This is a genomic window from Streptomyces sp. TLI_171, from assembly GCF_003610255.1.
Lineage (GTDB): Bacteria > Actinomycetota > Actinomycetes > Streptomycetales > Streptomycetaceae > Kitasatospora.
Genome location: NZ_RAPS01000001.1, coordinates 4,846,757 through 4,871,321 on the forward strand (window position 1 = coordinate 4,846,757; position 24,565 = coordinate 4,871,321).

Annotated in this window: 22 protein-coding genes; 5 read left to right on the top strand and 17 right to left on the bottom strand. The window is 71.8% G+C overall.

The features are described 5' to 3' along the window. The first annotated feature begins 237 nt into the window (after positions 1-237). Entirely contained in the window at positions 238-1,758 is a 1,521-nt protein-coding gene (locus BX266_RS22130; protein ID WP_099902405.1) for a sensor histidine kinase, read from the top strand. Between the two features lie 336 nt (positions 1,759-2,094). On the opposite strand, the gene BX266_RS22135 is transcribed toward BX266_RS22130, so the two are convergent. Together BX266_RS22135 and BX266_RS22140 are read right to left on the bottom strand one after the other, a co-directional pair. Then, positions 2,095-2,346 (bottom strand): WhiB family transcriptional regulator, encoded by a 252-nt coding sequence (locus BX266_RS22135; RefSeq protein WP_014138019.1) that lies wholly within the window; start codon positions 2,344-2,346, stop codon positions 2,095-2,097. A 344-nt stretch (positions 2,347-2,690) separates the two neighbouring features. Next, positions 2,691-3,662, bottom strand: coding sequence for a diacylglycerol kinase family protein (locus tag BX266_RS22140; RefSeq protein ID WP_099902407.1), 972 nt, complete (start codon positions 3,660-3,662; stop codon positions 2,691-2,693). A 51-nt stretch (positions 3,663-3,713) separates the two neighbouring features. Here BX266_RS22140 and BX266_RS22145 point away from each other — a divergent pair, with 51 nt between their 5' ends. Beyond that, a complete protein-coding gene (locus BX266_RS22145; protein WP_099902408.1) occupies positions 3,714-4,142 on the top strand; it encodes a hypothetical protein in 429 nt (142 codons plus the stop codon). Positions 4,143-4,204: 62 nt separating this feature from the next. Here the strand turns inward: BX266_RS22145 and BX266_RS22150 are convergent, their stop codons facing one another. From BX266_RS22150 to sodN, 4 genes are all read right to left on the bottom strand, one after another. Beyond that, on the bottom strand, positions 4,205-5,092 hold the full coding sequence (locus BX266_RS22150) for an RNA polymerase sigma factor SigF (RefSeq protein ID WP_399170198.1): 888 nt from the start codon (positions 5,090-5,092) through the stop codon (positions 4,205-4,207). Positions 5,093-5,228: 136 nt separating this feature from the next. Beyond that, positions 5,229-5,642, bottom strand: a complete 414-nt coding sequence (locus BX266_RS22155) for an anti-sigma regulatory factor (protein WP_099902410.1) — start codon at positions 5,640-5,642, stop codon at positions 5,229-5,231. Positions 5,643-5,808: 166 nt separating this feature from the next. Continuing rightward, entirely contained in the window at positions 5,809-6,294 is a 486-nt protein-coding gene (locus BX266_RS22160) for a GNAT family N-acetyltransferase (protein ID WP_099902411.1), read from the bottom strand. Between the two features lie 173 nt (positions 6,295-6,467). After that, the gene (gene sodN, locus BX266_RS22165; RefSeq protein WP_030457790.1) at positions 6,468-6,863 is read right to left on the bottom strand and encodes a superoxide dismutase, Ni; all 396 of its coding nucleotides are present in this window, start codon (positions 6,861-6,863) and stop codon (positions 6,468-6,470) included. Between the two features lie 104 nt (positions 6,864-6,967). Here sodN and sodX point away from each other — a divergent pair, with 104 nt between their 5' ends. Beyond that, positions 6,968-7,375 (top strand): nickel-type superoxide dismutase maturation protease, encoded by a 408-nt coding sequence (gene sodX / locus BX266_RS22170; RefSeq protein WP_220659692.1) that lies wholly within the window; start codon positions 6,968-6,970, stop codon positions 7,373-7,375. Positions 7,376-7,382: 7 nt separating this feature from the next. On the opposite strand, the gene BX266_RS22175 is transcribed toward sodX, so the two are convergent. The 5 genes from BX266_RS22175 to BX266_RS22195 all read right to left on the bottom strand — a co-directional run bounded on the left by BX266_RS22175 (position 7,383) and on the right by BX266_RS22195 (position 12,027). Then, the gene (locus BX266_RS22175) at positions 7,383-7,970 is read right to left on the bottom strand and encodes a CGNR zinc finger domain-containing protein (RefSeq protein WP_099902413.1); all 588 of its coding nucleotides are present in this window, start codon (positions 7,968-7,970) and stop codon (positions 7,383-7,385) included. A gap of 121 nt (positions 7,971-8,091) precedes the next feature. Next, positions 8,092-8,844: an amino acid ABC transporter ATP-binding protein gene (locus BX266_RS22180; RefSeq protein WP_099908164.1), complete on the bottom strand. Its 753-nt coding sequence runs from the start codon at positions 8,842-8,844 to the stop codon at positions 8,092-8,094. 35 nt (positions 8,845-8,879) lie between these two features. Then, the gene (locus BX266_RS22185; RefSeq protein WP_218969260.1) at positions 8,880-9,842 is read right to left on the bottom strand and encodes an amino acid ABC transporter permease; all 963 of its coding nucleotides are present in this window, start codon (positions 9,840-9,842) and stop codon (positions 8,880-8,882) included. Positions 9,843-9,876: 34 nt separating this feature from the next. Continuing rightward, a complete protein-coding gene (locus tag BX266_RS22190; RefSeq protein ID WP_099902415.1) occupies positions 9,877-10,815 on the bottom strand; it encodes an ABC transporter substrate-binding protein in 939 nt (312 codons plus the stop codon). Positions 10,816-11,085: 270 nt separating this feature from the next. Next, positions 11,086-12,027, bottom strand: a complete 942-nt coding sequence (locus BX266_RS22195) for an ABC transporter substrate-binding protein (RefSeq protein WP_099902417.1) — start codon at positions 12,025-12,027, stop codon at positions 11,086-11,088. Between the two features lie 556 nt (positions 12,028-12,583). Here BX266_RS22195 and BX266_RS22200 point away from each other — a divergent pair. Next, positions 12,584-13,777, top strand: coding sequence for an NADP-dependent malic enzyme (locus tag BX266_RS22200; protein ID WP_099902419.1), 1,194 nt, complete (start codon positions 12,584-12,586; stop codon positions 13,775-13,777). Between the two features lie 121 nt (positions 13,778-13,898). Then, on the top strand, positions 13,899-14,861 hold the full coding sequence (locus BX266_RS22205) for a zinc-binding dehydrogenase (protein WP_099902421.1): 963 nt from the start codon (positions 13,899-13,901) through the stop codon (positions 14,859-14,861). A gap of 63 nt (positions 14,862-14,924) precedes the next feature. Here BX266_RS22205 and BX266_RS22210 read toward each other — a convergent pair whose 3' ends face one another. The 6 genes from BX266_RS22210 to BX266_RS22235 all read right to left on the bottom strand — a co-directional run bounded on the left by BX266_RS22210 (position 14,925) and on the right by BX266_RS22235 (position 24,512). Beyond that, positions 14,925-15,899 (bottom strand): PadR family transcriptional regulator, encoded by a 975-nt coding sequence (locus tag BX266_RS22210; RefSeq protein WP_099902423.1) that lies wholly within the window; start codon positions 15,897-15,899, stop codon positions 14,925-14,927. A gap of 1 nt (position 15,900) precedes the next feature. Then, positions 15,901-16,794 (bottom strand): DUF4097 family beta strand repeat-containing protein, encoded by an 894-nt coding sequence (locus tag BX266_RS22215; protein WP_099902425.1) that lies wholly within the window; start codon positions 16,792-16,794, stop codon positions 15,901-15,903. A 218-nt stretch (positions 16,795-17,012) separates the two neighbouring features. Then, a complete protein-coding gene (locus BX266_RS22220; RefSeq protein ID WP_014138038.1) occupies positions 17,013-17,192 on the bottom strand; it encodes a DUF6104 family protein in 180 nt (59 codons plus the stop codon). A 60-nt stretch (positions 17,193-17,252) separates the two neighbouring features. Beyond that, positions 17,253-19,124, bottom strand: a complete 1,872-nt coding sequence (locus BX266_RS38780; RefSeq protein ID WP_183096877.1) for a serine/threonine-protein kinase — start codon at positions 19,122-19,124, stop codon at positions 17,253-17,255. A 201-nt stretch (positions 19,125-19,325) separates the two neighbouring features. After that, positions 19,326-23,069, bottom strand: a complete 3,744-nt coding sequence (locus BX266_RS22230; protein ID WP_099902427.1) for a multifunctional oxoglutarate decarboxylase/oxoglutarate dehydrogenase thiamine pyrophosphate-binding subunit/dihydrolipoyllysine-residue succinyltransferase subunit — start codon at positions 23,067-23,069, stop codon at positions 19,326-19,328. A 300-nt stretch (positions 23,070-23,369) separates the two neighbouring features. Beyond that, positions 23,370-24,512, bottom strand: a complete 1,143-nt coding sequence (locus BX266_RS22235; RefSeq protein ID WP_259464801.1) for an ATP-binding protein — start codon at positions 24,510-24,512, stop codon at positions 23,370-23,372. Between the last annotated feature and the right edge of the window lie 53 nt (positions 24,513-24,565).

Below are 24,565 nucleotides of genomic sequence, written 5' to 3' on the forward strand. Positions count from 1 at the left end.
CTGTGCGGCACCGCAGCCCGGAGCTGTATGTCGGAGACGGGGACCGCCCGAGAGCTGTGCGGGGCTCTCGAACGACGCCTCCGACCGAGGAGCGGCCTCGCGCGGTCAGGGCAGATGCGCGGAGGACGTCTCCTTGGTGCATCTTCATTGTGGACTAGACCAATTGTGGTTGTCCAGGGGGGCGGTGCGATTGGTCTGGACAACGTGGCGCGGGGCGGTCGGCGATACCCTCACGGTGTGCCCTCGCTGAACGAACTCGTCCGCCGCCACACCACCCTCACCGGTGCCGACGTGGAGTGGCTGCATCTGCTGGTCTCGGAGTGGCAGCTGCTCTCCGACCTGTCCTTCGCCGACCTGGTGCTGTGGATCCCCACCTGGGACGGCATCCGGTACGTCTCGGTGGCCCAGATGCGGCCCAACACCGGCCCCACCTCCTACCAGGACGACATGGTCGGCCACCTGGTCCCCAGGGGCCGCCGGCCGCTGCTGGACGCCGCCTACGACGAGGGACGGATCGTCCGCGAGGGCGACCCGGAGTGGCGGGAGGAGGTGCCGGTGCGGGTGGAGTCCATCCCGGTGCGACGGGACGGCAAGGTGCTCGGCGTGATCGCCCGCAACACCAACCTGCTGACCGTGCGCACCCCGAGCCGGCTGGAGCTCACCTACCTGCAGAGCGCCTCCGACCTGGCCCAGATGATCGCCGCCGGCACCTTCCCCATCCCGGGCGCCGAGCAGGCCGACATGGACGCCGCGCCGCGGGTCGGCGACGGCCTGATCCGGCTGGACGTCGAGGGCGTGGTCACCTACGCCAGCCCGAACGCGCTGTCCGCGTACCACCGGCTCGGCCTGACCACCGACCTGGTGGGCAGTCACCTCGGGGAGACCACCGCCGAGTTGGTGCCGCCCAGCCGCAGCAAGGTGCACGAGGCGCTGGTCAAGATGGCCAGCGGCTGGGCGCCCCGGCAGACCGAGGTGGAGGCGCAGGGCGGCGTGGTGACCCTGCGGACCATCCCGCTGAAGCCCAAGGGCACGCCCACCGGCTCGCTGGTGCTCTGCCGGGACGTCACCGAACTCCGGCGTCGTGACCGTGAGTTGATGACCAAGGACGCGACCATCCGGGAGATCCACCACCGGGTGAAGAACAACCTGCAGACGGTCGCCGCGCTGCTGCGGCTGCAGTCCCGCCGGATGGACTCGGACGCCGGCCGGGCGGCGCTCGACGAAGCCGTGCGCCGGGTCGGCTCGATCGCCATCGTGCACGAGACGCTCTCCCAGGCACTGGACGAGCAGGTCACGTTCGACGAGATCGCCGACCGGGTGCTGGCGATGGTGATGGAGCTCTCCCAGGACGGCCGGGTGGCGACCCGCCGCAGCGGCTCGTTCGGGATCCTGTCGGCCGAGGTGGCCACCCCGCTGGCGATGATCCTCACCGAGCTGATGCAGAACGCCCTGGAGCACGCGTTCGGCCCGAGCGCCTCCGGCAACCTGGAGGTGAGCGCGCTGCGCGGCCGCGCGCCGGCCGGCGGCAAGGGCTGGTCGGACAGCTGGAACAACGGCGTGAAGCCGGAGGAGTACCTGCTGATCACCGTGCAGGACGACGGCCGCGGCATGCCCGAGGGCTTCGACCCGCAGCAGTCCGGCAACCTCGGCCTGCAGATCGTCCGCACCCTGGCCACCGGCGAACTCGGCGGCAGCTTCGACATGGTGGCCGCGCCCGACGGCGGCACCAAGGTGGTGCTGGAGATCCCCGTCCGCTGACGGTCGGTCGGCTCGGCCGGCCCGGGGCCTCGGGAGACAGAAACGAGGCCCTGCCGACCGGGGGGGTGGGTCGGCAGGGCCTCTCAACCCGGTCCGGCCGTCGGGGGGAGTCGGCCGGAACGGGGGCTTCTGGTGTGGCGCGACGCGCGCCCCGTGCGTTGCACACGGTGAGCGCCACAGGTCCACGATATTGCGCTGAGTGAACAGTATCAAGAGCCTGGGCGACTCGCGTCGTCGACCCCGCGGATGGGAACGGGGCCCGTTCGGGAAGGCTCGGCCGGCCTACGCGGCCGAACCCTTGATCGTGGGTCGATCCGTACTGCTACTGATGGCGTGTCAGGCGGTGCGGGCACGGTTGCGGGCGGCGCGGCGCTTCATCGCACGACGCTCGTCCTCGCTCATACCGCCCCAGACGCCGGCGTCCTGGCCGGTCTCGAGCGCCCACTGAAGGCACTGCTCCATGACGGGACAACGGCGGCACACGGCCTTGGCTTCCTCGATCTGCAGCAGAGCAGGACCGGTGTTCCCGATCGGGAAGAACAGCTCCGGGTCCTCTTCGCGGCAGACAGCGCGGTGGCGCCAGTCCATGGTCGTCCAACTCCTCCGGTCGTCAGGCGGTGGCCTGCGACTCACTCGAATGGTTTGTGAATGTGAACGCTTTCACGAATCCCGCAACAGCAAAAGGGACCAAAGGCCCATCGGGCCCGGGCGGTCTGTGCTGGAGAGGGGTTCGGCGATTCGAGGGGCTCTCCCGCGATGTCCCGCTGCGGTGTGTCCCGATCGCCATGTAGAGGTTCGCAAACCTCGGAGCCGGATACAACCCCCTTCGGCAAGAAATTTTTGATTCTTCGGTGTCGCCTACCTCACAGGCAGTACTTCTATGGGGTGAAGGGGCTCGAACGTTCGAGAGCAAGGTTGCGACCCCCTTCTGGTCACACAATCACACGCAGTGCCCGGCGTACGCCTGTGAAACTGACGCGACTCCTGTCTCCAAGGTGGTCCCCGTCGACCTGAAACGGGGCCGGTTCCTCTGAAACCAAGGTGAAGTGTCTGACGTCGTGATAGGAGACGAGGTGCTTCCCGGCCGGGCCGGGCGGGGGTGCGCCCCCCTCCGTCGAGGGCAGCGGACGCAGAATCTGACGGACCGTTCGGGCGGTGCGGAACGCGGTCATTCGAGTGATGCCGAAGATGTCGAGATCGGTTTCGAAGGACGCGGACGGCGACGGGAGGACCGGGCGGGAACCCAGGAAGGTCCAAGGCGAGGTGTTGGACACTATGGCCATCACCATGCCGGGGACCGGCTCCCGGCCGTTGATCTCCAGGGAGATCGGCCCCGAGCGGCGATGCTCACGCTCAGTGACGTAGTGCCGGAGCGCCTCGACCACGTAGAGCGCGTGGGTGGATTTGCGCCCCGCCCTGCGCTGGCGCTCCACCCGGCCGACCACGCCCGCGTCGAAGCCCAGGCCCGCGGTGAAGGTGAACCAGCGGTCCGGCAGGCCGTCGGTCAGCGCCTTGCCCAGACCGATCGCGCGCTCCCGCCGGTGCGCCAGCGCGTCCAGCAGTGCGCCGGTCGCCTCCACCGGGTCGTTCGGCAGACCCAGCGCGCGGGCGAACACGTTGGTCGACCCGCCCGGGACCACCGCCAGCCGCGGCACCCGCTCGCCCGGGCCGTGGGCCAGCAGGCCGTTCACGACCTCGTTGACGGTGCCGTCGCCCCCCAGCGCCACCACCAGGTCCACCGAGCCGTCCTCGGCCGCCTGCTGGGCCAGGTCGCGGGCGTGACCGCGGTACTGGGTCTGCGCCACGTCCAGCTTCAGATCGCTCCGCAGGGCATGGATCAGGACGTCCCGGGTCCGGCCACTGGTGGTGGTCGCCTTCGGGTTCACGACCAGGAGAGCGCGCATGGTGATCAGCCTACGACCCGCCGGAGATAAGACGACCGTTACCCTGGCCCGGTGACCGCTGAATCCGCCCCCGCCACCGCCCCCGCCGCCGACCGGCCCGTCCCGCTGCTCGTCGGCGCGGCGATCACCGCCCTGGAGGGCGCGGCCATGACCGGCTGGGGCCTCTACAGCCTGGTGTCCGGCTTCACCGGACGGGACGCCGACTTCGGCCGTGCCGAGACCGGCGGCGCCGTCCTGCTGCTGATGGGCCTGCTGCCGCTGCTGGCCGGCCGCGCGCTGCTGCGCCGGCAGAAGTGGGGCCGCAGCCCCGCCGTGCTCACCAACTCGATCTGCCTGCCGGTGGCCTACTACATGTGGCAGTCCGGCGGGGCGATGGCCGCGGTCGGCGTCGCGGTCGGCGTGATCGGCCTGGCCGGCATCGTCGCGCTGCTCAACCCGCGGGTGACCACCGTCCTCTACGGCGACCCCGAGCAGCAGTAGCGGACCGACGCGCAGGGCCCGCCCCCCGGAACGGGGACGGGCCCTGCGGCACGTGCGGCGGCCTACTCCTCGACCAGCAGCTTCTCGCGCAGCTGCGCGAGGGTGCGGGCCAGCAGCCGGGAGACGTGCATCTGGGAGATGCCGACCTCGGCCGCGATCTGCGACTGCGTCATGTTCCGGAAGAACCGGAGCACCAGGATCTTCTGCTCCCGGGGCGGGAGTTGGGCCAGCAGCGGCTTCAGCGACTCGCGGTACTCGACGCCCTCCAGGGCCTCGTCGGTGGCGCCCAGGGTGTCCGCCACGGCCGGCGACTCGTCGTCGCTGTCCGGGACGTCCAGCGACAGCGTGGAGTACGCGTTGGCGGACTCCAGGCCCTCCAGCACGTCCTCCTCGGAGATGCCCAGGTGCTCCGCCAGCTCGTGCACCGTGGGGGAGCGGCCGTGCCGCTGGGAGAGCTCGCTGGTCGCCGTGGTCAGCGACAGCCGCAGCTCCTGCAGGCGGCGCGGCACCCGCACCGCCCAGCCCTTGTCGCGGAAGTGCCGCTTGATCTCGCCGACGATGGTGGGCGTCGCGTAGGTGGAGAACTCGACGCCGCGCTCGTGGTCGAACCGGTCCACCGACTTGATCAGGCCGATGGTGGCGACCTGGGTCAGGTCGTCCAGCGGCTCGCCGCGGTTGCGGAACCGCCGGGCCAGGTGCTCGACCAGCGGGATGTGCATCCGGACCAGCTGGTTGCGGATCTCCACCCGCTCCGCCGAGCCCTCGGGCAGCTCGGACAGCCGCACGAACAGCGCCCGGGCCGCCTCGCGGTCCGGCGCGCCGCTGCGGTGCCCCTGCGCCGGGACGGTCGAGCGGACGGCCTCGGCGGCCGCCGCCGGGCCGTCCTCCGCGGGCTCGGCCGCGGGCGCCGTCTCGGGCCGCTCGGGCTTCGGGTCGGTCGGCTGGCTCATCCGGTGGGAGTCCTTCACGGGGGCTTCGTCAGGGGTGGCGGTGCGGGCAACGCTCGCCTGCGGCGGTACGACGGCAACTGTGCGGTCCAGATCACTCACGGCGATCACCCGTTCCGTTCCGAGAACACGTCACTACCTACGGCTGGCCCGGCGACCCGCCGCGCTTCTTGTGCAGGCTGATGGAGACCGTGTTGTCCGAGGCGACCGTGGAGTCCACCTCGCCGGCCAGTGCGGAGAGCACCGTCCAGGCGAAGGTGTCCCGCTCCGGGGCCCGGCCGTCGGTGGTCGGTGCGGACACGGTGACCCGCAGCGCATCGCCCACCAGCCGGAACTCGCAGCTCAGGATCGAGCCGGGAACCGCCTGTTGGAGCAGGATCGCGCAGGCCTCGTCCACCGCGATGCGGAGATCCTCGATCTCGTCCAGGGTGAAGTCCAGCCGCGCCGCGAGGCCGGCCGTCGCCGTTCGCAGCACCGAGAGGTAGGCGCCCGCCGCGGGCAGCCGGACCTCAACGAAGTCCTTCACTCCGGGCTCGCCGTCGATCTGGGACACCCTCACCTCCTGGGTGACGCACGGTGCTTGCGGCCGGGGAAGGCCTCGCCAACACCACTGGCTCGGTTCAACTGCCTTGTGCCCCGAGACGTTACCGCGCCCGGGGTCGGTCTGTCGTGATCTCGCACCACCGTCACGGGAACGAGGGATCACCGTTCGAACAGGGTCACGCCGGGCGCGGCCGGGAGCCCAGCTCCGCGAGCGCGCCGTCGGTCAGCCGGAAGACCGTCCACTCGTCCATCGGCACCGCGCCGAGCGACTTGTAGAAGCCGATCGACGGCTCGTTCCAGTCCAGCACCGACCACTCCAGCCGGTGGTAGCCGCGCTCCACGCAGATCCGGGCCAGCTCGGTCAGCAGCGCCTTGCCGTGGCCGCCGCCGCGCTTCTCCGGGCGGACGTAGAGGTCTTCGAGGTAGATGCCGTGGGTGCCGCGCCAGGTCGAGAAGTTCCGGAACCAGAGCGCGAAGCCGACCGGCTCGCCGGCCTCGTCCTCGGCGATCAGGCCGAACAGCGCCGGGTGTTCGCCGAACAGGGCGTCCCGCAGCTGCTCCTCGGTGGCGCGCGCCTCGTGCAGCGCCCGCTCGTACTCGGCGAGTTCGCGGATCATGTCGAGGACGAAGGGGACGTCGGCGGGGGTCGCGGTGCGGATCATACGGTCGAGCGTACTCATCTTCCCCCTCCATCCGGAAAGGCCTTTATGCCCTGGACCGCCCGGCCGAAAACGGGCGGCCGGGAAACCGTGGCCGGAGAACGCGGCACCCGGCCGCCGGTGCCCCGCGCGCGGGCGGGACGGTGGCGGCCGGGTGCCGGCAGGCGATGACCGGGTCAGGCCTTCTTGGTCTCCCAGAAGATCGCGTCGATCTCGGCGATCAGGTCCAGCAGGGCCTGGCCGGTCGCCGGGTCGGTGGACGCCTTGGCGGCCGAGGCGGCCTTGCCCGCGCGGTTGAACAGGTCGTGCAGGCCCGGGTAGGCCTCGAAGTGCGGGGCCTTGAAGTAGTCGGTGTGCAGCACCGAGAGGTGGTGCTTGACCAGCTCGGCGCGCTCCTCCTTGATGACGATGGCGCGCGCGCGGAACTCGGCGTCCTCGTTGGCCTGGTACTTCTCCTGAGTGGCCTTCACCGACTCGGCCTCGATGCGGGCCTGGGCGGGGTCGTAGACGCCGCAGGGCAGGTCGCAGTGGGCGTGGGCGGTGACTCGCGGAGCAAACAGACGAGAGAACATGGTGGTCCTTCCTTAGATCGTCTTCCCGCGCCCGACATTACCCTCACGACCCGCCGGATTCGCGGTCGCCCCGGGGGCCTAGGGCAAAAGAAGGAGTCCGAATCGTGCGATATGGGACACCGCTCGGCCTGGCCGACATCGCCGGTCCGTCGATGCGCCGTCTGTTGTCCGACGGCGACCGGGTGTTGGTGCGCTACGGCGCGCCGCTGCGGCCGGGAGCGATCGCGCTGTACCGGCATCCGCTGCAGCAGGACCTGCTGGTGGTGAAACGCGCCGTCGAGCGCCGGCCGGGCGGCTGGTGGATGCTGTCCGACAATCCGCTGGTGCGCACCGACAGCCGCGAATACGGCGCGGTGCCGGACGAGTTGGTGCTCGGCCGGGTGCTGCTGCGGCTCGCCCCCAGGCCGGCCTGGCTGGCCCCCGGGCGACGGCTGGAGCGGGCGCTGCGCGGCCGCCCGGAGTGGTTGGCGGCACGACTGGGCGTCAGCGCGCCGTTCGAGGGCGGTCTGTGACGGCCGGTCAGGCCTGGGCGGCCGGCGCGCGCTGCGCCTCCTGGCGCTTGCGGGCCCGGTAGGCGGCGACGTTGGCGCGGGTGGCGCAGCGGTCGGAGCAGTAGCGCCGGGAGCGGTTGGTGGAGGTGTCCAGGTACGCGTTGCGGCAGGGCGCGGCCTGGCAGATGCCGAGCCGGTCGGCGCCGAGCTCGGTGAGGTGGATGGCCAGGCCCATGCAGGCGACCGCGGCGTAGTTGGCGGCCGCGGTGGGCGCGTTGTCGGCCAGGTGCAGGTGCCAGTTGGGGCGGCCGGTGTCGTCCAGGTCGTCGTGGCCGGAGACCAGCGGGCTGACGGGGTACTCCACCATCAGGCTGTTGAGCAGGTCGACCGCCCGGACGTCCTCGCCCTCGGCGGCGGCCTCGAACACCCCGCGCAGCCGGGTGCGGACGGCGCGCAGCCGGGGCAGGTCGGCCTCGTCGGCGAGCGAGGCGGCCCGGGACGGCGTGCCGAACAGGCCGCGGACGGCGTCCACCGAGGTCAGGCTGTCGGCGCCGCGGTCGGGTTCCTCGCTGTTGACCAGCCGGACGGCGAAGTCGGCGTAGGAGGCGAGCTCCACGGGGGTCCTTCCGAGGCGGGTGTAACGGGTCGAATGACTCCAGGGTATTACAGTCGCGGGCGGATGCGCCGGTGCCCGCCGTGCGCGGGGACGCAGGCGGGCACCGGGGAGTGCGGTCGGGTCAGAGCACCTTGGACAGGAAGGCCCGGGTCCGCTCGTGCTGCGGGTTGGTGAGCACCTCGCGCGGGTGGCCGGACTCGACCACCACACCGCCGTCCATGAAGACCAGCGCGTCGCCGACCTCGCGGGCGAAGCCCATCTCGTGGGTGACCACGATCATCGTCATGCCGTCCTCGGCGAGGCCGCGCATGACGTCCAGGACGTCGCCGACCAGCTCCGGGTCGAGCGCCGAGGTGGGCTCGTCGAACAGCATCAGCTTGGGCTTCATGGCCAGCGCCCGGGCGATCGCCACCCGCTGCTGCTGGCCGCCGGAGAGCTGGCTCGGGTAGTTGCCGGCCTTGTCGGCCAGCCCGACCCGCTCCAGCAGGGCGGTGGCCCGCTCCCTGGCCTGCGCCCGGCCCTCCCGCTTGACCTGCACCGGCGCCTCGATGACGTTCTCCAGCGCGGTCATGTGCGGGAACAGGTTGAAGCGCTGGAACACCATGCCGATGTCCTGGCGCTTGAGCGCGACCTCGCGGTCCTTCAGCTCGTAGAGCCGGTCGCCCTTCTGCCGGTAGCCCACCAGCTCGCCGTCGACGTACAGCCGGCCGGCGGTGATCTGCTCCAGGTGGTTGATGCAGCGCAGGAAGGTGGACTTGCCGGAGCCGGACGGGCCGACCAGGCAGAACACCTCGCCCTGCTTGACCTCCAGGTCGATGCCCTTGAGCACCTCCAGCTGGCCGTAGGACTTGTGCACGCCCTCGGCCCTGACCATCGGCTGGTCGGAGCTCTGCGGCTTGGACAGGTCGGTCATGACTGGCTCCCTGCGTCCGGGGCCGCCGCGGGCTTCGCGGGGGCGCCGCGTCCGATCAGCGCGCTGAGCCGCTGGATCGGGGTGGGCGGCAGCGTGCGGTTGGTGCCCCGGGCGTAGTACCGCTCGATGTAGTACTGGCCGATCGTCATGATCGAGGTCATCAGCAGGTAGTAGATCGACACCGCGACCAGCACCGGGATGGTCTGGAAGGTGCGGGCGTAGATGTCGTGGCCGGCCGTGAACAGCTCGACCAGCGCGATCACCTGCACCAGCGAGGTGTTCTTCAGCATCGAGATGGTCTCGTTGCCGGTCGGCGGGATGATCACCCGCATCGCCTGCGGCAGCACGATCCGGCGCATGGTGGCGAGCTTGGACATGCCGAGCGCGTGCGCGGCCTCGGTCTGGCCCTCGTCCACCGACTGGATGCCGGCCCGGACGATCTCCGCCATGTACGCGGCCTCGTTCAGGCCGAGGCCGAGCAGCGCGGCGGTGAACACCGGGATCAGGGTGTTGGAGCTCTCGGACCAGAACGACGGCCCGAACGGGATGCCGATCGACAGGGTCGGCCAGAGCGCGCCGATGCTGTTCCAGAACACCAGCTGCACCAGCAGCGGGGTGCCGCGGAAGATCCAGATGTACGCCCAGGCGGTGCCGGAGAGCACCGGGTTGCCGGAGAGCCGCATGACGGCCAGCAGCACACCGCCGACCACGCCCATCACCATGGACAGGACGGTCAGCTCCAGGGTGACCCAGATGCCGTGGATGACGGTGGGGTCCTGCAGGGTGTTGCCGACGACGTCCCACTTGAGGGCCTGGTTGGTCAGCAGGGCGTGGACCAGCATCGCGCCGAGGACGGCGATGACGGCCACACCGGCCCAGCGTCCGGGGTGGCGGACCGGGACGGCCTTGATGGTGTCGGGCCGTCCCGGTGTCACCGACCCCTGGTCGGTCTTGTTCACGTGATTACCTCGTCAGGGGTTCGGGCGGCGGGGGTCAGCTCTTGGCGGCGTTGATCTCGGAGGCGGTGACGGCGCCGGCGGCGACGCCCCACTTGTCGAGGATCTGCTTGTAGGTGCCGTCGGCGATCAGCGCGGTCACGGCGCCCTGGACCGCCTTGGTGAGGTCGCTGCCCTTGGCGACGACGATGCCGTAGGGGGCGCTGTCGTAGGTGTCGCCGATCTTCTCCAGCTGGCCGCCGGTCTGCTTGAGCGCGTAGTCGACCACGGGGGAGTCGGCCAGCATCACCTGGTCGCGGCCGGCCACCAGGGCGCCGGTGACGTCGGTCTGCAGGGTGAACTTGTCGCCGTCGTTCGGGATGGTCGGCTTGCCGGCGGCGGTGCAGGCCGGGTTCCGGGTGTCCTTGACCTCGTCGGCCTGGGTGGTGCCGGTCTGCACCGCGACCTTCTTGCCGCACAGGTCGTCGAGGCTGATCTTGTCCGGGTTGCCCTTCTTCACGGCGGCCGCGGAGCCGGCGGTGAAGTAGGTCACCATGTCGACGGTCTGCTCGCGCTCCTTGGTGTCGGTGAAGGAGCTCATGCCGAGCTGGTACTTCTTCGACGAGATGCCCGGGATGATCGAGGTGAAGTCGGCGTTCTGGACGTCGGCGGTGAGGCCGAGCTTCTGCGCGATGGCCTTGGCGAGGTCGACGTCCATGCCGACGATCGCGCCCTTCTCGTCCTTGAACTCGTTGGGGGCGTAGGAGGCGTCGGCCGCGACCACCAGCTTGCCGCCGGCCTTGACGTCGGCCGGGACCAGCGCGACCAGAGCCGGGTCGGCCGAAGCCGCCGCGACGGACTGGGTCGCGTTGCCGCCCGCCGCGCCGGTCGAACCGGAGCTGCTGGTGCTGCTGCCGCAGGCCGTGAGGAGCAGGGAGCCGGCCGCGAGGGTCGTGGCCGCGGCGAACAGCCGGGTGCGCGGGGTGCGAGCGGTCATGGGGGAGATCTCCTCCTGGGGAGTCGGACGGGGTGCGCGCCGCCGGGGGGAGCGGCGCGGTTACAGCAGGGTCGGTGTACGCCACCCTCCGCCGAGGTGACAGGTGGAGCCGATGTGGGGGAATCCTGCCACTGCGTCCGGGTAAACGGGCCTCGGATCAGATCAAAATCGGATAACAGGACCATCTTGTGTCCGCTATTCGGACTATTTCCCGCGCAATGTCACGTGATGCATAGCTATGCGGGACCGTCCGTGGCGGTCCGGGCGGCCTCAGAAGCCGCCGTTCACCACCGCGTTCTGCGCGGCGCCGTCCAGAAGTTCCCACTTCGCGAGGATCTTCTCGTAGTCGCCGTCCCGGATCACCCGGTCGAGCGCCCGCACCAGCGCGTCGCGCAGCACCGTGTCCGCCTTCGGCACCGCGATCCCGTACGGCGCGGCCGGCAGCTGCTCGCCCGTCACCTGGAACTGCGCCCCGCCCCGGCCCTGCTTCGCGGCCAGCGCCGCCACCGGCGAGTCGCTCAGGTCCGCGGTCGCCTTGCCCTGGGCCACCAGGGCCAGCGCCTCGTCGTCGGTCGCGGTCGCGCGCACCGTCAGCTGCTTGTGCGCCTTCTGGCAGGCCGCGTTCTGACGCTGCGCCAGCGCCGCCTGGACGGTGCCCTTCTGCAGCGCCACCGTCCGCCCGCACAGGTCGTCCAGCGAGGAGATCCGCTGCGGGTTGCCCTGCGCCACCACGATCGAGCTGCCGGTGATGTAGTAGTCCACGAAGTCCACCCCGGGCCCGGACTTCTGCCCGTCGTCGTCCGAGCCGTCCCGGCGCTGCGCGTTGTCGGTCATCCCCGACATCACCACGTCGAACTGGCTCGCCTCCAGGCCCGGCAGCAGCTTCTCGAACGGCACGTCGACGAACTGCACCTGCACGCCCAGCACCTGCCCCAGCGCCTGCGCCAGGTCCACGTCCAGGCCGTCCGGCTTGCCGCCGGCCCCCTTGAACCCGACCGGCGCGTACGACAGGTCCGCCCCGATCCGCAGCAGCCCCGAGGTCTGCATCGACTCCGGCAGCAGCGACTTCAGGCTCGCGGGGGCCGCCCCGGCCTTGTCGGGAGTGCCGCCCCCGCTGCCGCAGCCGGCCAGCAGGAGGGCGGCGGCGGCCGCGGTCGCCGCAGCGACGCTCGGGCGGCGGTGGAGTACGGGTCGACTGATGGCAGACAGCATGCGGGCGCTCCTGTGGGAGAGGCGGTGCGCCCCGCCGCTCGCGCGCGGGTCTGCGCGCCTGGTCACGGCGGGGACCGGACGGCCCGCGACAGTGGCGGGAACGTCCGGACAACGGTGGTCGAACACCGGATACTGCCATCCCACCCTGCTGATCCGAGTGGCGGGTGTGTCAGAATCTGGTACCGGGTGACCCCCGACGCAGAACTCAGACCGCCGGTTCGCCACAGGGCCGGGGTGCGCAGGAACGGAAGCCGTCACCGGCTCCGTATCCGAACCACCAGCTCCCCTCCGTGTCTGCGTTCACTCCTGCGAGCCCTGCGGACCCCGCGCTCCGGGGGCCACGCGGACAAGAAGGACCCGGCACAGGTGCGGTGCCGGCGTCCCGACGAAAAGCGCAGAACACCTAAAACCCTCACCCGAGGGCGCCGCCCGACGGCTGCGCCCCGACCCGCCCACGGGTACGCCACACGCGGCGTGCCCGCACTCGCGCATTGCCGCGCGACCGGGTCGAAGTCCGTCGGATGCGCGCCTTCGCTGATATGACGAAGAGGTCATTGTGGCAGCGGAGATCATCACCGACACCCAGAGCACTGACGACCCGGTCGACGCCGTCTTCGCGCTCCACCGCGGCGGCAAGATGGAGGTCCGGGCGACCGTCCCGGTCCGCGACGCGGACGACCTGTCGCTCGCCTACACCCCGGGCGTGGCCCGGGTCTGCACCGCCATCGCCGAAGAGCCCGCCCTGGTGAACGACTACACCTGGAAGGCCAACACGGTCGCCGTGGTCACCGACGGCACCGCGGTCCTCGGCCTCGGCGACATCGGCCCGGAGGCCTCCCTGCCGGTCATGGAGGGCAAGGCCATCCTGTTCAAGCAGTTCGGCGGCGTCGACGCGGTGCCGATCGCGCTGGCCTGCACCGCGGTCGACGAGATCGTCGAGACCGTGGTCCGGCTCGCCCCGTCCTTCGGCGGCGTCAACCTGGAGGACATCTCCGCCCCGCGCTGCTTCGAGATCGAGAAGCAGCTCCAGGAGCGGCTCGACATCCCGGTCTTCCACGACGACCAGCACGGCACCGCGATCGTCACCACCGCCGCCCTGTGGAACGCCGCCAAGGTGACGGGCCGTGAGATCGGCTCGCTCCGCGCGGTCATCTCCGGCGCCGGCGCGGCCGGCATCGCGATCGCCAAGATGCTGCTCGCCGCCGGCATCGGAGACGTCGCGGTCTGCGACCGGCGCGGCGTGGTCCACGAGGGCCGCGGCGACCTGACGGACGTCAAGGCGGAGATCGCGACGCTCACCAACCGGACGGGGCAGAAGGGCAGCCTCGCGGACGCGCTGGCCGGCGCGGACGTGTTCATCGGCGTCTCCGGCGGCACCGTTCCGGAGGAGGCCGTCGCCACCATGGCGCCCGGCTGCTTCATCTTCGCGATGGCCAACCCCAACCCGGAGATCCACCCCGAGGTCGCGCACCGCTACGCCGCGGTGGTCGCCACCGGGCGCTCCGACTTCCCGAACCAGATCAACAACGTGCTGGCGTTCCCCGGCATCTTCGCCGGCGCGCTCTCGGTGCGGGCCAGCCGGATCTCCGAGGGCATGAAGCTGGCCGCCGCGAAGGCCCTGGCGGGCGTCGTCGCCGACGAGCTGACCCCGCAGAAGGTCATCCCGTCGCCGTTCGACGAGCGGGTGGCGCCGGCCGTCACCCGGGCCGTCGCGGAGGCGGCGCGCGCGGAGGGCATCGCCCGCGCCTGACCCGCCGCCCCCCGCGCCCCGGCTCCGGGGCGCGGGGCGAGTGGGCCGCGGAACGCAATATGGGGACCTTCACAGTGAGTCCTGGTTAACAGGGTCGGGGCTGCGGGGCTATGGTCCGGGCATGTTTGCTGCCTATGCCGCCCGTATCAGTCCTGACGATCCGTTGAGCGCGCTGGAGCTGGGCGAGCTGCCCGAGCCGCAGGCGCGCCCCGGGTGGAGCGTGGTCACGGTGAAGGCCGCCACGCTGAACCACCACGACCTGTGGTCGCTGCGCGGGGTCGGCCTGCCGGCCGAGCGCCTCCCGATGATCCTCGGGTGCGACGCGGCCGGCGTCGACGAGGACGGCAACGAGGTGGTGATCCACTCGGTGGTCGGGCAGAGCGGCCACGGGGTCGGCCCGGCCGAGCCGCGCTCGATCCTGACCGAGCGCTACCAGGGCACGTTCGCGCAGCGCGTCGCGGTGCCGACCTGGAACCTGCTGCCCAAGCCGGAGGAACTCAGCTTCGAACAGGCGGCCTGCCTGCCGACGGCCTGGCTGACGGCGTACCGGATGCTGTTCACCAACGCGGGCGTGAAGCCCGGCGACACGGTGCTGGTGCAGGGCGCCGGCGGCGGCGTGTCGACGGCGCTGGTGGTGCTGGCCAAGGCGGCCGGGCTGCGGGTCTGGGTGACCGGCCGGGACGAGGCCAAGCGGGCCCGCGCGGTCGAGCTGGGCGCGGACGCGGCGTTCGAGAGCGGCGCGCGGCTGCCCGAGCGGGTGGACGCGGTGATGGAGACGGTCGGCGCGGCGACCTGGTCGCACTCGGTGAAGTCGCTGCGGCCGGGCGGCACCATCGTGATCTCCGGGGCCACCAGCGGGCCGAGCCCGAAGGCGGCTGAGCTGAACCGGATCTTCTTCCTGGAGCTGAAGGTGGTCGGCTCCACCATGGGCTCCAAGGAGGAGCTGGCGGGCCTGCTGGCGCTGTGCGCCAACTCCGGGGTGCGGCCGGTGATCGACTCGGTGCGGCCGCTGACCGAGGCCCGGGAGGCGTTCGCCCGGCTGGAGAGCGGCCAGGTGTTCGGCAAGCTGGTGCTCACCCCCTGACGACCCGTCGGAGAACGGGCGGAGCGCCCCCGGCTGGGGGCGCTCCGTGCATCCGGCGGCCGGTCAGCGCTCGTACAGGGCGCGGGCGGCGGCGGCCAGCGCCTGCTGGGCGCGGGCCAGGCGGGCGGCGTCGACGCCGACGTCCCGCGCGGTGTCCCGGACGTGGTCGCGGAACCGGTCGAGCAGGCGCTCCAGCTCGCGGGCCGGGTCGCCGGCCGGGTCGGTGCGGGCCCACTCGGGCAGCTCGGGCGCCGGCTCGTCCTTGTCCAGGTCGATCCGGACGGCGGGCTCCTCGGCCGCGCCCCAGCGCGCGGCGTCCGCCAGGGAGCCGAGGCCGCGGGTCAGTTCGGCCAGGCCCTCGGCCAGACCGGTGGACCAGTCGCCGCGCGAGGTGTGCTCGCGGACCTGCTCCTCGATCCGGCGCTTGAGCCGCAGCGCCTCCTGCTGGGCGGCGGTGCGGGCGGCCCTGGACTGCTCGCGCAGCCGCTTGGCCTCCGCCTCGGCGACCTTGGCCTGCTGGCGGGCCGCCTTCTCCTGCTCCTTGGCGCGCCGGGCCTGCTCCTTGGCCTCCGCCTTGAGCCGGGCGAACTCCTCCTTGGCGCGCTGCCAGGACTCCTGGTCCCGCCAGGGCACGTTCGGGCCCTCGGCGGCGGGCGTCCGCTCGGCCTGGTTCCAGAGCTCGGCGCGCAGGTCCTTGGCGTTGTCCCGGACGTCCTGCCGGATGGCGCCGGCCAGCTGGCCGACCGAGTCGTGGATCTCGGCCTCCAGGTCCGTCAGCTCGGCCTGGCGGGAGGCGAGTTCGGTGCGCCCGGTGTCGGTCAGCCGGTAGACCTTGCGCCCGCCCTCGGTGGTGTGGCTGACCAGGCCCTCGGCCTCCAGCTTGGCGAGCCGGGGGTAGACGGTGCCCGCGGAGGGCGCGTACAGGCCGTGGAAGCGCTCCTCCAGCAGGCGGATCACCTCGTAGCCGTGCCGGGGGCTCTCGTCGAGCAGCTTCAGCAGGTAGAGGCGGAGCCGGCCGTGGCCGAACACCGGGGTCATCTCAGACCTCCTTGGTCAGGTCGAGCGGGCCGGAGGGCAGTTCCTTGGCCGGCTGGTCCTCCTCGGCGTCGGGGCGGCGCTGGACGGTGACCGCGCCGGTGACGGTGGTCACCTGCAGGCGGCCGCGGCCGGTGCCGAGCTGGCCGGAGAGCTTCTTGGAGCCCCAGCCGCCGCCGACGCTGAGTTCGGCGAAGGCGCTGGAGAGCGAGCCGCTGGTGGTGCCGGCCTCGACCTTGGCGTCGGCCAGCGCGGGCAGCCGGACGCCGACCGGGCCGGAGACGGTGTTGACCCCGATGTCGGTGGGGGTGGCGGCGTCCAGGTCGAGGGTGACGGCGCCGGAGACCGAGTGGGCGCGGATCCGCGTCGCGGAACCGGCCACCAGGGTGACGGCGCCGGACACCGTGTTGACCTTGAGCTCGCCGGACAGGCCCTCGGCGTCGACGTCCCCCGTGACGGTGTTGGCGTTGACCAGGCCGGTCAGGCCGGCCAGCGTGGCGGTGCCGCTGGCGCCGTGCACGCCGACCTCGCCGGCGATGCCGGAGACGGTGGCGTCGGCGGAGACGGTGCCGACCTTGACCGCAGCGGCGGCCGGGACGGCCACCGTGACCTCGGCGCGGCGCTTGCGCCGCAGCGAGGAGAAGAAGGACTTGACCGTCTGCACCGACTTCACGGCCTCGCCGAACTCGCCCCAGCTGAGGTCCTTGTAGGTGACGGTGAGCACGCCGTCCTCCAGGGTGACCTGGAGCGGCTCGCCCTCCAGCCGGGCCACTTCGAGCCGGGCCGGACCCTCGGTGGGGACCACGTTCACGGTGCCGTCGACGACCCGCACGTGCAGCGTGTGCACGGCCTCGTCGAAGGCGATCTTCTGGGCGCTGTCTACCGTCCACTGCGTCATTTCGGGCTCCCCGTCCTCCCATACGCGATGTATCGCGTTCTCCTGATACTTACGATATATCGCGTCGGCCGGAAGTCAAGGAGCCCCGGCCCCGATCCGGACCCGGAGCGCACCCCGAACCGACCCCGACGCCACCCCGAGTCCGGCCCCCGGAACGCCGAACGGCCCGGAAGGCGGACTCGCCTTCCGGGCCGTGCTGCTGACGCGGCGTCAGCCGGTCACTCGTCGTCCTCGTCGTCCAGCCGGGCCAGCCAGGTGGCCAGTCGCTCCACCGGCACCTCGAAGTCCGGGTTCAGGTCCACGAACTCCCGCAGGCGCTCGGCCAGCCACTCGAAGGTGACCTCCTCCTGGCCACGCCGGCTCTCCAACTCCTCGATGCCGCGGTCGGTGAAGTACACGGTGGTTCGCTCCGGGGGTGGGTGGCTCTCAACGTCGAGGGCCAGGATAGTGCGCGCCGGTCAGCCGTCGTTGCGGTAGTACGTCAGCGAGCAGGTCGCCGCGCCGTCGCCCGCGCCGACCTTGACCACCTTCAGGACCACGATCGACTTGGTGGCCCGGGACCGCACGCAGAACGAGTGGTCGGCCGGGGTGTTCTCGAACTTCAGCTGGGCGGCCGGCTCGCGGTCGATGCCCGCCGCACAGGCCTCCGGGGTGAGCGTCGAGGTGTCCTTCGAGATGTACCCGTCGGTGTTGCTGCTCAGCCGGAACTCCGCGCCGTAGGTGCCGACCGTCCAGTCCACCGCGCCGTCCGGCACCACCTTGCCGTTGATCAGGTCGAACTCGTAGTTCCCGGACGGCGGGATGCTCAGCACGGTGTCCTGGTAGACCAGGGTGTACTTGACCGCCTTGTTCGAGACCGGACCGCCGGAGGAGTCCGCGCCCGCCGAGGCGGTGGACCGCGGCGTCGAACGGGCCGAGGAGGACGCGGACGGCGAGGGCGAGGCCTGGTCCTGGCTGCCGCCGAGGGCCGCGCCGTTCGGGGAGGCCGCGCCGGCCTTCGCCGGCTGTTCGCCGCTGCTGGAGTTCTTGCTGCTGTCGTCCTTGTTCAGGGCGTTCATCAGCACCAGCCCGCCCGTGGCGCCCGCCAGCAGCGTCACCAGCGAGACCACCAGCAGGGTTTTCCAGGACACCCCGCGGCGACGCTCGCGGGCCGCCGCGGCGGGCGGTGCGGGCCGGGCGAACGGGACGGCCGGGCCGGGCGGCGGGGTGTGCCGCTCGGTCAGCAGCGTCGGGTCGGCCGGCGGCACCGGAGCGGTGGCCGCCTCCGACACCGGGAACGGCGGGCCGAACGCCCCGACCGGCGGCTGCTGCGGGGCGAAGGCCGGCTGGGCGGGCGGCGCGGCCGGGGCCGGCGGGGGAGCGGCCGGCGCGGCCGGCAGCGGGGTCGGCGGGGTCCGCGGCAGGTCCGAGCGGCGGGTGATCTCGGTGTTCACCTGACCCGGCAGCCAGTCCTCGCCGAACCGCAGCTGCCCGCCGACCACCGGGTGCTCGCGCGCCGCCTGGATGATCTCGGCGGGCGTCGGCCGGTCCTGCGGGGCCTTCGCCAGGCAGCGGGCGATCAGCTCGCGCAGCGGCGCCGGGACGGTGCTCAGGTCCGGCTCCTCGTGCACCACCCGGTACAGCACCGCGGTGTCCGGGCCGTCGCCGAACGGCGGCGCCCCGCCCGCCACGTACGCCGCCAGCGCGCCGAGCGCGAACACGTCGGTCGCCGCGGTCACCGTCGAACCCTGCGCCTGCTCCGGCGACATGAACGCGGGCGAGCCGATCCGGTAGCCGGTGCCGGTCAGCGCGGTGGCGTCGGCGGCCCGCGCGATGCCGAAGTCGATCACCCGCGGCCCGTCCGAGGCCACCAGCACGTTGGCCGGCTTCAGGTCCCGGTGCACGACCTCGACGCTGTGGATCGCCTGCAGCGCCTCCGCGATGCCGCCCACCAGCAGCAGCACCGTGCGCACCGGCAGCGCCCCGTGCTCGCGCACCACCTGCTGCAGCGAGGGCCCCGGCACGTACGAGGTGACCAGCCACGGCGCGCCCGCGTCCAGGCCGCCGGAGTCGATCACCTGCGCCGTGTACAGCCCGTGGATGCGCTGCGCGCTGCTCACCTCCTGGGCGAACCGGCGGCGGAACTCGCCGTCCTCGGCGAACTCCGGCCGGACCACCTTCAGCGCCACCGGCCGCCCGCCCGGCGTGTACGACAGGTAGACCCGGCCCATCCCGCCCGCACCCAGCCGGGCGAACAGCCGGTAGCCGCCGACCTCCCGCGGGTCGTCCGGGTGCAGCGGCTGGAAGACCGGCGGGAGCGGGACGGCGTTCTGCGGTGTGTCGGCTGCCATGCGGCGGACCCCCCTGGGTGAGCGTGACGGAAGACGGCCGCCGACGCACGGGCGTCCGGGGCGGCGCTGCTCAACCTATCGATCCGTCAGATTCCGTGCAGCAAAGGGGATCCGGCGCAGCGTCACGGTCCGGAAACGGCGCGGCCCCCGCCCCGGAGAACCGGGAGCGGGGGCCGTGGGGCCGTGCGGGGTGTCAGCGCGTCAGAGCGCGAACACCTCGTCGACGAGCGCCTTCTGCTCGGCGGCGTGCCGCTTGGCGGAGCCGACCGCCGGGGCCGAGGACGCCGTGCGGGCGACCCGGCGCAGGCGGGCGTTGCCACCGGTGCGGCCGATCACGACCTGCAGGTGGTCGACCAGGTTCATCGCGATGAACGGCCAGGCACCCTGGTTCGCCGGCTCCTCCTGCGCCCAGACGAACTGGACGTTCTCGCCGTAGCGGCTCAGCTCCTCCTGGAGCTCGGCCACCGGCAGCGGGTACAGGCGCTCGACGCGGACGATCGCGGTGTCGGTCACGCCGCGCTCGGTCCGGGCCGCCTCCAGGTCGTAGTAGAACTTGCCGGAGGTGATGACCACCTTGCGCACCTGCGCCGGGTCCACCGTCGAGTCGCCGATCACCGGGCGGAACGAGCCGCTCAGGAACTCGCTGGTGGCGGACGCCGCGGCCTTCAGACGCAGCATCGACTTCGGGGTGAAGACGACCAGCGGCTTGTGGTGCGGGTTGTGCGCCTGCCAGCGCAGCAGGTGGAAGTAGTTCGACGGCAGGGTCGGCATCGCGACCGTCATGTTGTCCTGCGCGCACAGCGCCAGGAAGCGCTCCGGGCGGGCGGACGAGTGGTCCGGGCCCTGGCCCTCCATGCCGTGCGGCAGCAGCAGGGTGACGCCGGAGTGCTGGCCCCACTTCTGCTCGGCGGACGCGATGTACTCGTCGACCATGGTCTGCGCGCCGTTGACGAAGTCGCCGAACTGCGCCTCCCACATGACCAGCGCGTTCGGGCGGGTCAGCGAGTAGCCGTACTCGAAGCCCATCGCCGCGTACTCGCTGAGCAGCGAGTCGTAGACGGTGAAGCGGGCCTGGTCCTCGGTCAGGTACATCAGCGGGGTGTAGTCCTCGCCGGTGTTCCGGTCGATCAGCACCGCGTGGCGCTGGCCGAAGGTGCCGCGGCGGGAGTCCTGGCCGGCCAGCCGGACCGGGTGGCCCTCCATCAGCAGCGAGCCGATGGCGAGCGCCTCGCCGGTGGCCCAGTCGATGGTGTTGTCCTCGACCGAGGCGGCGCGGCGCTGCAGCTGCGGCAGCAGGCGCGGGTGCACGGTCAGCCAGTCCGGCAGGTTGACCTGCGAGGCGGCGATCCGCTTGACCATCTCGGCGGAGATGCCGGTCTGGATGCTGACCGGGAAGTCCGCGACCGGGCGGCCGGTCTCGGTCGGCACCGGGGCGGTGGCGGCCTCGCGGACCTCCGCGAACACCTTCTCCAACTGGCCCTGGAAGTCCTGGAGCGCCTGCTCCGCCTCTTCCATGGTGATGTCGCCGCGACCGATCAGCGCCTCGGTGTACAGCTTGCGCACCGAGCGCTTCTTGTCGATCAGGTCGTACATCAGGGGCTGGGTGAACGACGGGTTGTCGGCCTCGTTGTGACCGCGGCGGCGGTAGCAGATGAGGTCGATCACGACGTCCTTGTGGAACTGCTCGCGGAACTCGAAGGCCAGCCGCGCCACGCGGACCACGGCCTCCGGGTCGTCGCCGTTCACGTGGAAGATCGGCGCCTCGATCATCCGGGCCACGTCGGTGCAGTACATCGACGAGCGCGAGGACGCCGGGGCGGCGGTGAAGCCGACCTGGTTGTTGACCACGATGTGCACGGTGCCGCCGGTGCGGTAGCCGCGCAGCTGCGACATGTTCAGGGTCTCCGCGACCACGCCCTGGCCCGCGAAGGCCGCGTCGCCGTGGATCTGGATCGGCAGCACCGGGAAGGTCGTGCCGCCGAAGTCCAGGATGTCCTGCTTGGCGCGGGCGATGCCCTCGACGACCGGGTCGACCGTCTCCAGGTGGGACGGGTTCGCGGCCAGCGAGACCTTGATGGTCTCGCCGTCCAGGCCGGTGAAGGTGCCCTCGGAGCCGAGGTGGTACTTCACGTCGCCGGAGCCGTGCATCGACTTCGGGTCCAGGTTGCCCTCGAACTCGCCGAAGATCTTGCCGTACGGCTTGCCGACGATGTTCGCCAGCACGTTCAGCCGGCCGCGGTGCGCCATGCCGATGACGGCCTCGTCGAGGCGGTGCTCGGCGGCGGCGTCGATGGTGGCGTCCAGCAGCGGGATGAGCGACTCGCCGCCCTCCAGCGAGAAACGCTTCTGCCCGACGTACTTGGTCTGCAGGAAGGTCTCGAACGCCTCGGCGGAGTTCAGCCGGCGCAGGATGCGCAGCTGCTCCTCGCGCTCCGGCTTGGTGTACGGCTTCTCCAGGCGGTCCTGCAGCCACTTGCGCTGCGCCGGGTCCTGGATGTGCATGTACTCGATGCCGACGGTGCGGCAGTAGGTGTTGCGCAGCAGGCCGAGGATGTCGCGGAGCTTCATCATCTTCTGGCCGCCGAAGCCGCCGACCGCGAACTCGCGCTCCAGGTCCCACAGGGTGAGGCCGTGCGAGACCACGTCCAGGTCGGGGTGCTTGCGCTGCATGTACTCCAGCGGGTCGGTGTCGGCCATCAGGTGGCCGCGGACCCGGTAGGAGTGGATCAGCTCGATGACCCGCGCGGTCTTGTTGACCTCGTCGTCGTGCGTGGTCGCCACGTCGGTGGCCCAGCGCACCGGCTCGTACGGGATCCGCAGGGACTCGAACACCTCGTCGTAGAAGTTGTTCGCGCCCAGCAGCAGCTGGTGGATCGAGCGCAGGAACTCGCCCGACGCCGCACCCTGGATGACCCGGTGGTCGTAGGTCGAGGTGAGCGTCATGATCTTGGAGATGCCGAGGCGGGCCAGCGTCTCCGGGGAGGAGCCCTGGAACTCGGCCGGGTACTCCATGGCGCCGACGCCGACGATGGTGCCCTGGTTCTGCATCAGGCGCGGCACGGAGTGCACGGTGCCGATGCCGCCCGGGTTGGTCAGCGAGACCGTGACGCCGGTGAAGTCGTCCATGGTCAGCTTGTTGGCGCGGGCCCGGCGGACGATGTCCTCGTAGGCCTGCCAGAAGCCGAAGAAGTCGAGCGTCTCGGCCTTCTTGATGGCCGCGACGACCAGCTGGCGGTCGCCGTTCGGCTTGACCAGGTCGATGGCGAGGCCCAGGTTCACGTGCTCGGGCTTCACCAGGTAGGACTTGCCGTCCTCCACCTTGTAGCTGTAGTTCATCGCGGGATTGGCCTTCACGGCCTGCACCAGCGCGTAGCCGATCAGGTGGGTGAAGGAGACCTTGCCGCCGCGGGCGCGCTGCAGGTGGTTGTTGATGACGATGCGGTTGTCGATCAACAGCTTGGCGGGCACGGCGCGCACCGAGGTGGCGGTCGGAACCTCCAGCGAGGCGTCCATGTTGGACGCCACGGCCTTGGCCGGGCCGCGCAGCTGCACCAGCTCGGGGCCCTCCGCGGCGGCCGGCGCGGGCGCGGCGGCGGCGGGAGCCGCGGCCTTCGGCGCGGGCGGCGCGGCAGGAGCGGCCGGGAGCGGCGCGGGAGCGGCCACCGGCTGCGCGGGCGCCGGAGCCGGCGCGGGGGCAGCGGGTGCGGCCGGAGCAGCGGCAGCGGGAGCGGCGGCGACAGGGGCCGGCTGGGAGCCGACCGGTGCGGCCTGGGTCACTGAAGTCACCTCGGTACCGGGCTTGTAGTCGGCGAAAAAGTCCCACCAGGCGCGATCGACCGAGGCCGGGTCCTGGAGGTACTGCTGGTAGATCTCGTCGACGAGCCACTCATTGGGGCCGAAGCCAGTGGAGCTTGCCGAGCTGGGGGTTTCTTGGTGTGGCGACACGGGGCAACCGCCCTCTTCCGCTTCCTTTTGGGATGGTGGACAGCGGGGATTAAGGCTACGCCCCCGACGAGTGATCGCGCAGTCCCCGGTGGTCAGGCGTCGCCCAGATCACATTGCGGGGGCTGATTTTGGCCGGATCCGAGCGTTAGAGACGCCGGAAAGCGGGGAATGCGGCCCGCGATCGGTCGTGGTCATACCGGCGGAAAATCGGACGAAGCAGTGGTCTGGACCAATGCTGACCCGCGGTCCGGGGCGGGCCCCACGAGGCCCGACCCCGGTTTGTACCGATTCCGCCACAACCTACGCCGGCACCCGGCTCTCACCCGGGAGGGTGACCTCGATCAGGCAGCCCGCCGCCGCCTCCGCCACCCGGATCCGGCCGCCGTGCAGGTCCACCGCCCAGCGCGCGATCGCCAGTCCCAGACCCGTCCCGCCGTCACTGCCCGGGCCCAGCGCGGTCGGCGAACCACTCCGGCCGAAGCGCTCGAACACCCGCTCGCGGTCCGCGGGCGGGATCCCCGGACCCTCGTCCTCGACCTCCAGCAGCAGCCCGCCGCCCTCGGCCGCCCGGGCCCGCACCGTCACCGTGCCGCCAGCCGGCGAGTGCTTGCAGGCGTTGTCCACCAGGTTGGCCACCACCTGGTGCAGCCGCTCCGCGTCCGCCACCGCCGCCAACCGGGCCGGCTGCACGTCCACCGCCAGCCGCACGTCGCCGCGCCGCGCGTACGCGCCGCCCGCCGTCGCGCCGTCCACCGTCACCCCGCGCAGCACCCCGTCCAGGAACGGGCGCACCTGGAACGGCCGAGAGTCCAACGGCACCACGCCGTCGTCCAGCTTCGACAGGTCCAGCAGGTGGGTGACCAGGCGGCCCAGGCGCTCGGTCTGCTCCAGCGCGGTGCCCAGGTTCCGCGGATCCGGTTTCACCACGCCGTCCACCACGTTCTCCAGGAGGCCGCGCAGCGCCGCGATCGGCGTGCGCAGCTCGTGCGAGACGTTGGCGATCAGCTCGCGGCGGTGCCGGTCCGCGGCCTCCAGGTCGCCCGCCATCCGGTTGAAGGTGTCGGCCAGCTCGCCGATCTCGTCCCGCGAGGACACCTCGACCCGGGCGCTGTAGTCGCCCGCCGCCATCGACCGGGCCGCCGCGGTCATGTCGCGCAGCGGCGCCGTCAGGCCGTGCGCCAGGAACTGCATGAACAGCAGCGAGGCGATCAGCGAGAAGATCATGATGATCCGGATCTGGGTCTCCGACCGGATCGCGACCACCACCATCCCGGTGGCCAGCACCACCGAGACCACCACCAGCAGAGCCAGCTTGCCCTTGATCGAGCGCACCGGGTCGAACGGGCGGATGTCGGCCCACACCCGGCGCGCGGCGCGCACCGCCAGCGGGGGTCGCGGGGAAGTCGGTTCGGCTTCCCCGTTGCGTTGCTGCGGAAAGGTCATGGCGTCCCTGCGACTCGTCCTCGATGAGGGGGGCCGGACCTCCGTGCACGGGC

What these genes read in the sequence shown, in the direction of transcription:
- BX266_RS22205 (WP_099902421.1), top strand. Translation starts at nt 13,899, where the DNA reads ATGTTTGCTGCCTATGCCGCCCGTATCAGTCCTGACGATCCGTTGAGC.
- BX266_RS22235 (WP_259464801.1), bottom strand. Translation starts at nt 24,512, where the DNA reads ATGACCTTTCCGCAGCAACGCAACGGGGAAGCCGAACCGACTTCCCCG.
- BX266_RS22210 (WP_099902423.1), bottom strand. Translation starts at nt 15,899, where the DNA reads ATGACCCCGGTGTTCGGCCACGGCCGGCTCCGCCTCTACCTGCTGAAG.
- BX266_RS38780 (WP_183096877.1), bottom strand. Translation starts at nt 19,124, where the DNA reads ATGGCAGCCGACACACCGCAGAACGCCGTCCCGCTCCCGCCGGTCTTC.
- sodN (WP_030457790.1), bottom strand. Translation starts at nt 6,863, where the DNA reads ATGTTCTCTCGTCTGTTTGCTCCGCGAGTCACCGCCCACGCCCACTGC.
- BX266_RS22195 (WP_099902417.1), bottom strand. Translation starts at nt 12,027, where the DNA reads ATGCTGTCTGCCATCAGTCGACCCGTACTCCACCGCCGCCCGAGCGTC.
- BX266_RS22190 (WP_099902415.1), bottom strand. Translation starts at nt 10,815, where the DNA reads ATGACCGCTCGCACCCCGCGCACCCGGCTGTTCGCCGCGGCCACGACC.
- BX266_RS22160 (WP_099902411.1), bottom strand. Translation starts at nt 6,294, where the DNA reads ATGATCCGCACCGCGACCCCCGCCGACGTCCCCTTCGTCCTCGACATG.
- BX266_RS22140 (WP_099902407.1), bottom strand. Translation starts at nt 3,662, where the DNA reads ATGCGCGCTCTCCTGGTCGTGAACCCGAAGGCGACCACCACCAGTGGC.
- BX266_RS22215 (WP_099902425.1), bottom strand. Translation starts at nt 16,794, where the DNA reads ATGACGCAGTGGACGGTAGACAGCGCCCAGAAGATCGCCTTCGACGAG.
- BX266_RS22180 (WP_099908164.1), bottom strand. Translation starts at nt 8,844, where the DNA reads ATGGTCAGGGCCGAGGGCGTGCACAAGTCCTACGGCCAGCTGGAGGTG.
- BX266_RS22150 (WP_399170198.1), bottom strand. Translation starts at nt 5,092, where the DNA reads ATGAGCCAGCCGACCGACCCGAAGCCCGAGCGGCCCGAGACGGCGCCC.
- BX266_RS22135 (WP_014138019.1), bottom strand. Translation starts at nt 2,346, where the DNA reads ATGGACTGGCGCCACCGCGCTGTCTGCCGCGAAGAGGACCCGGAGCTG.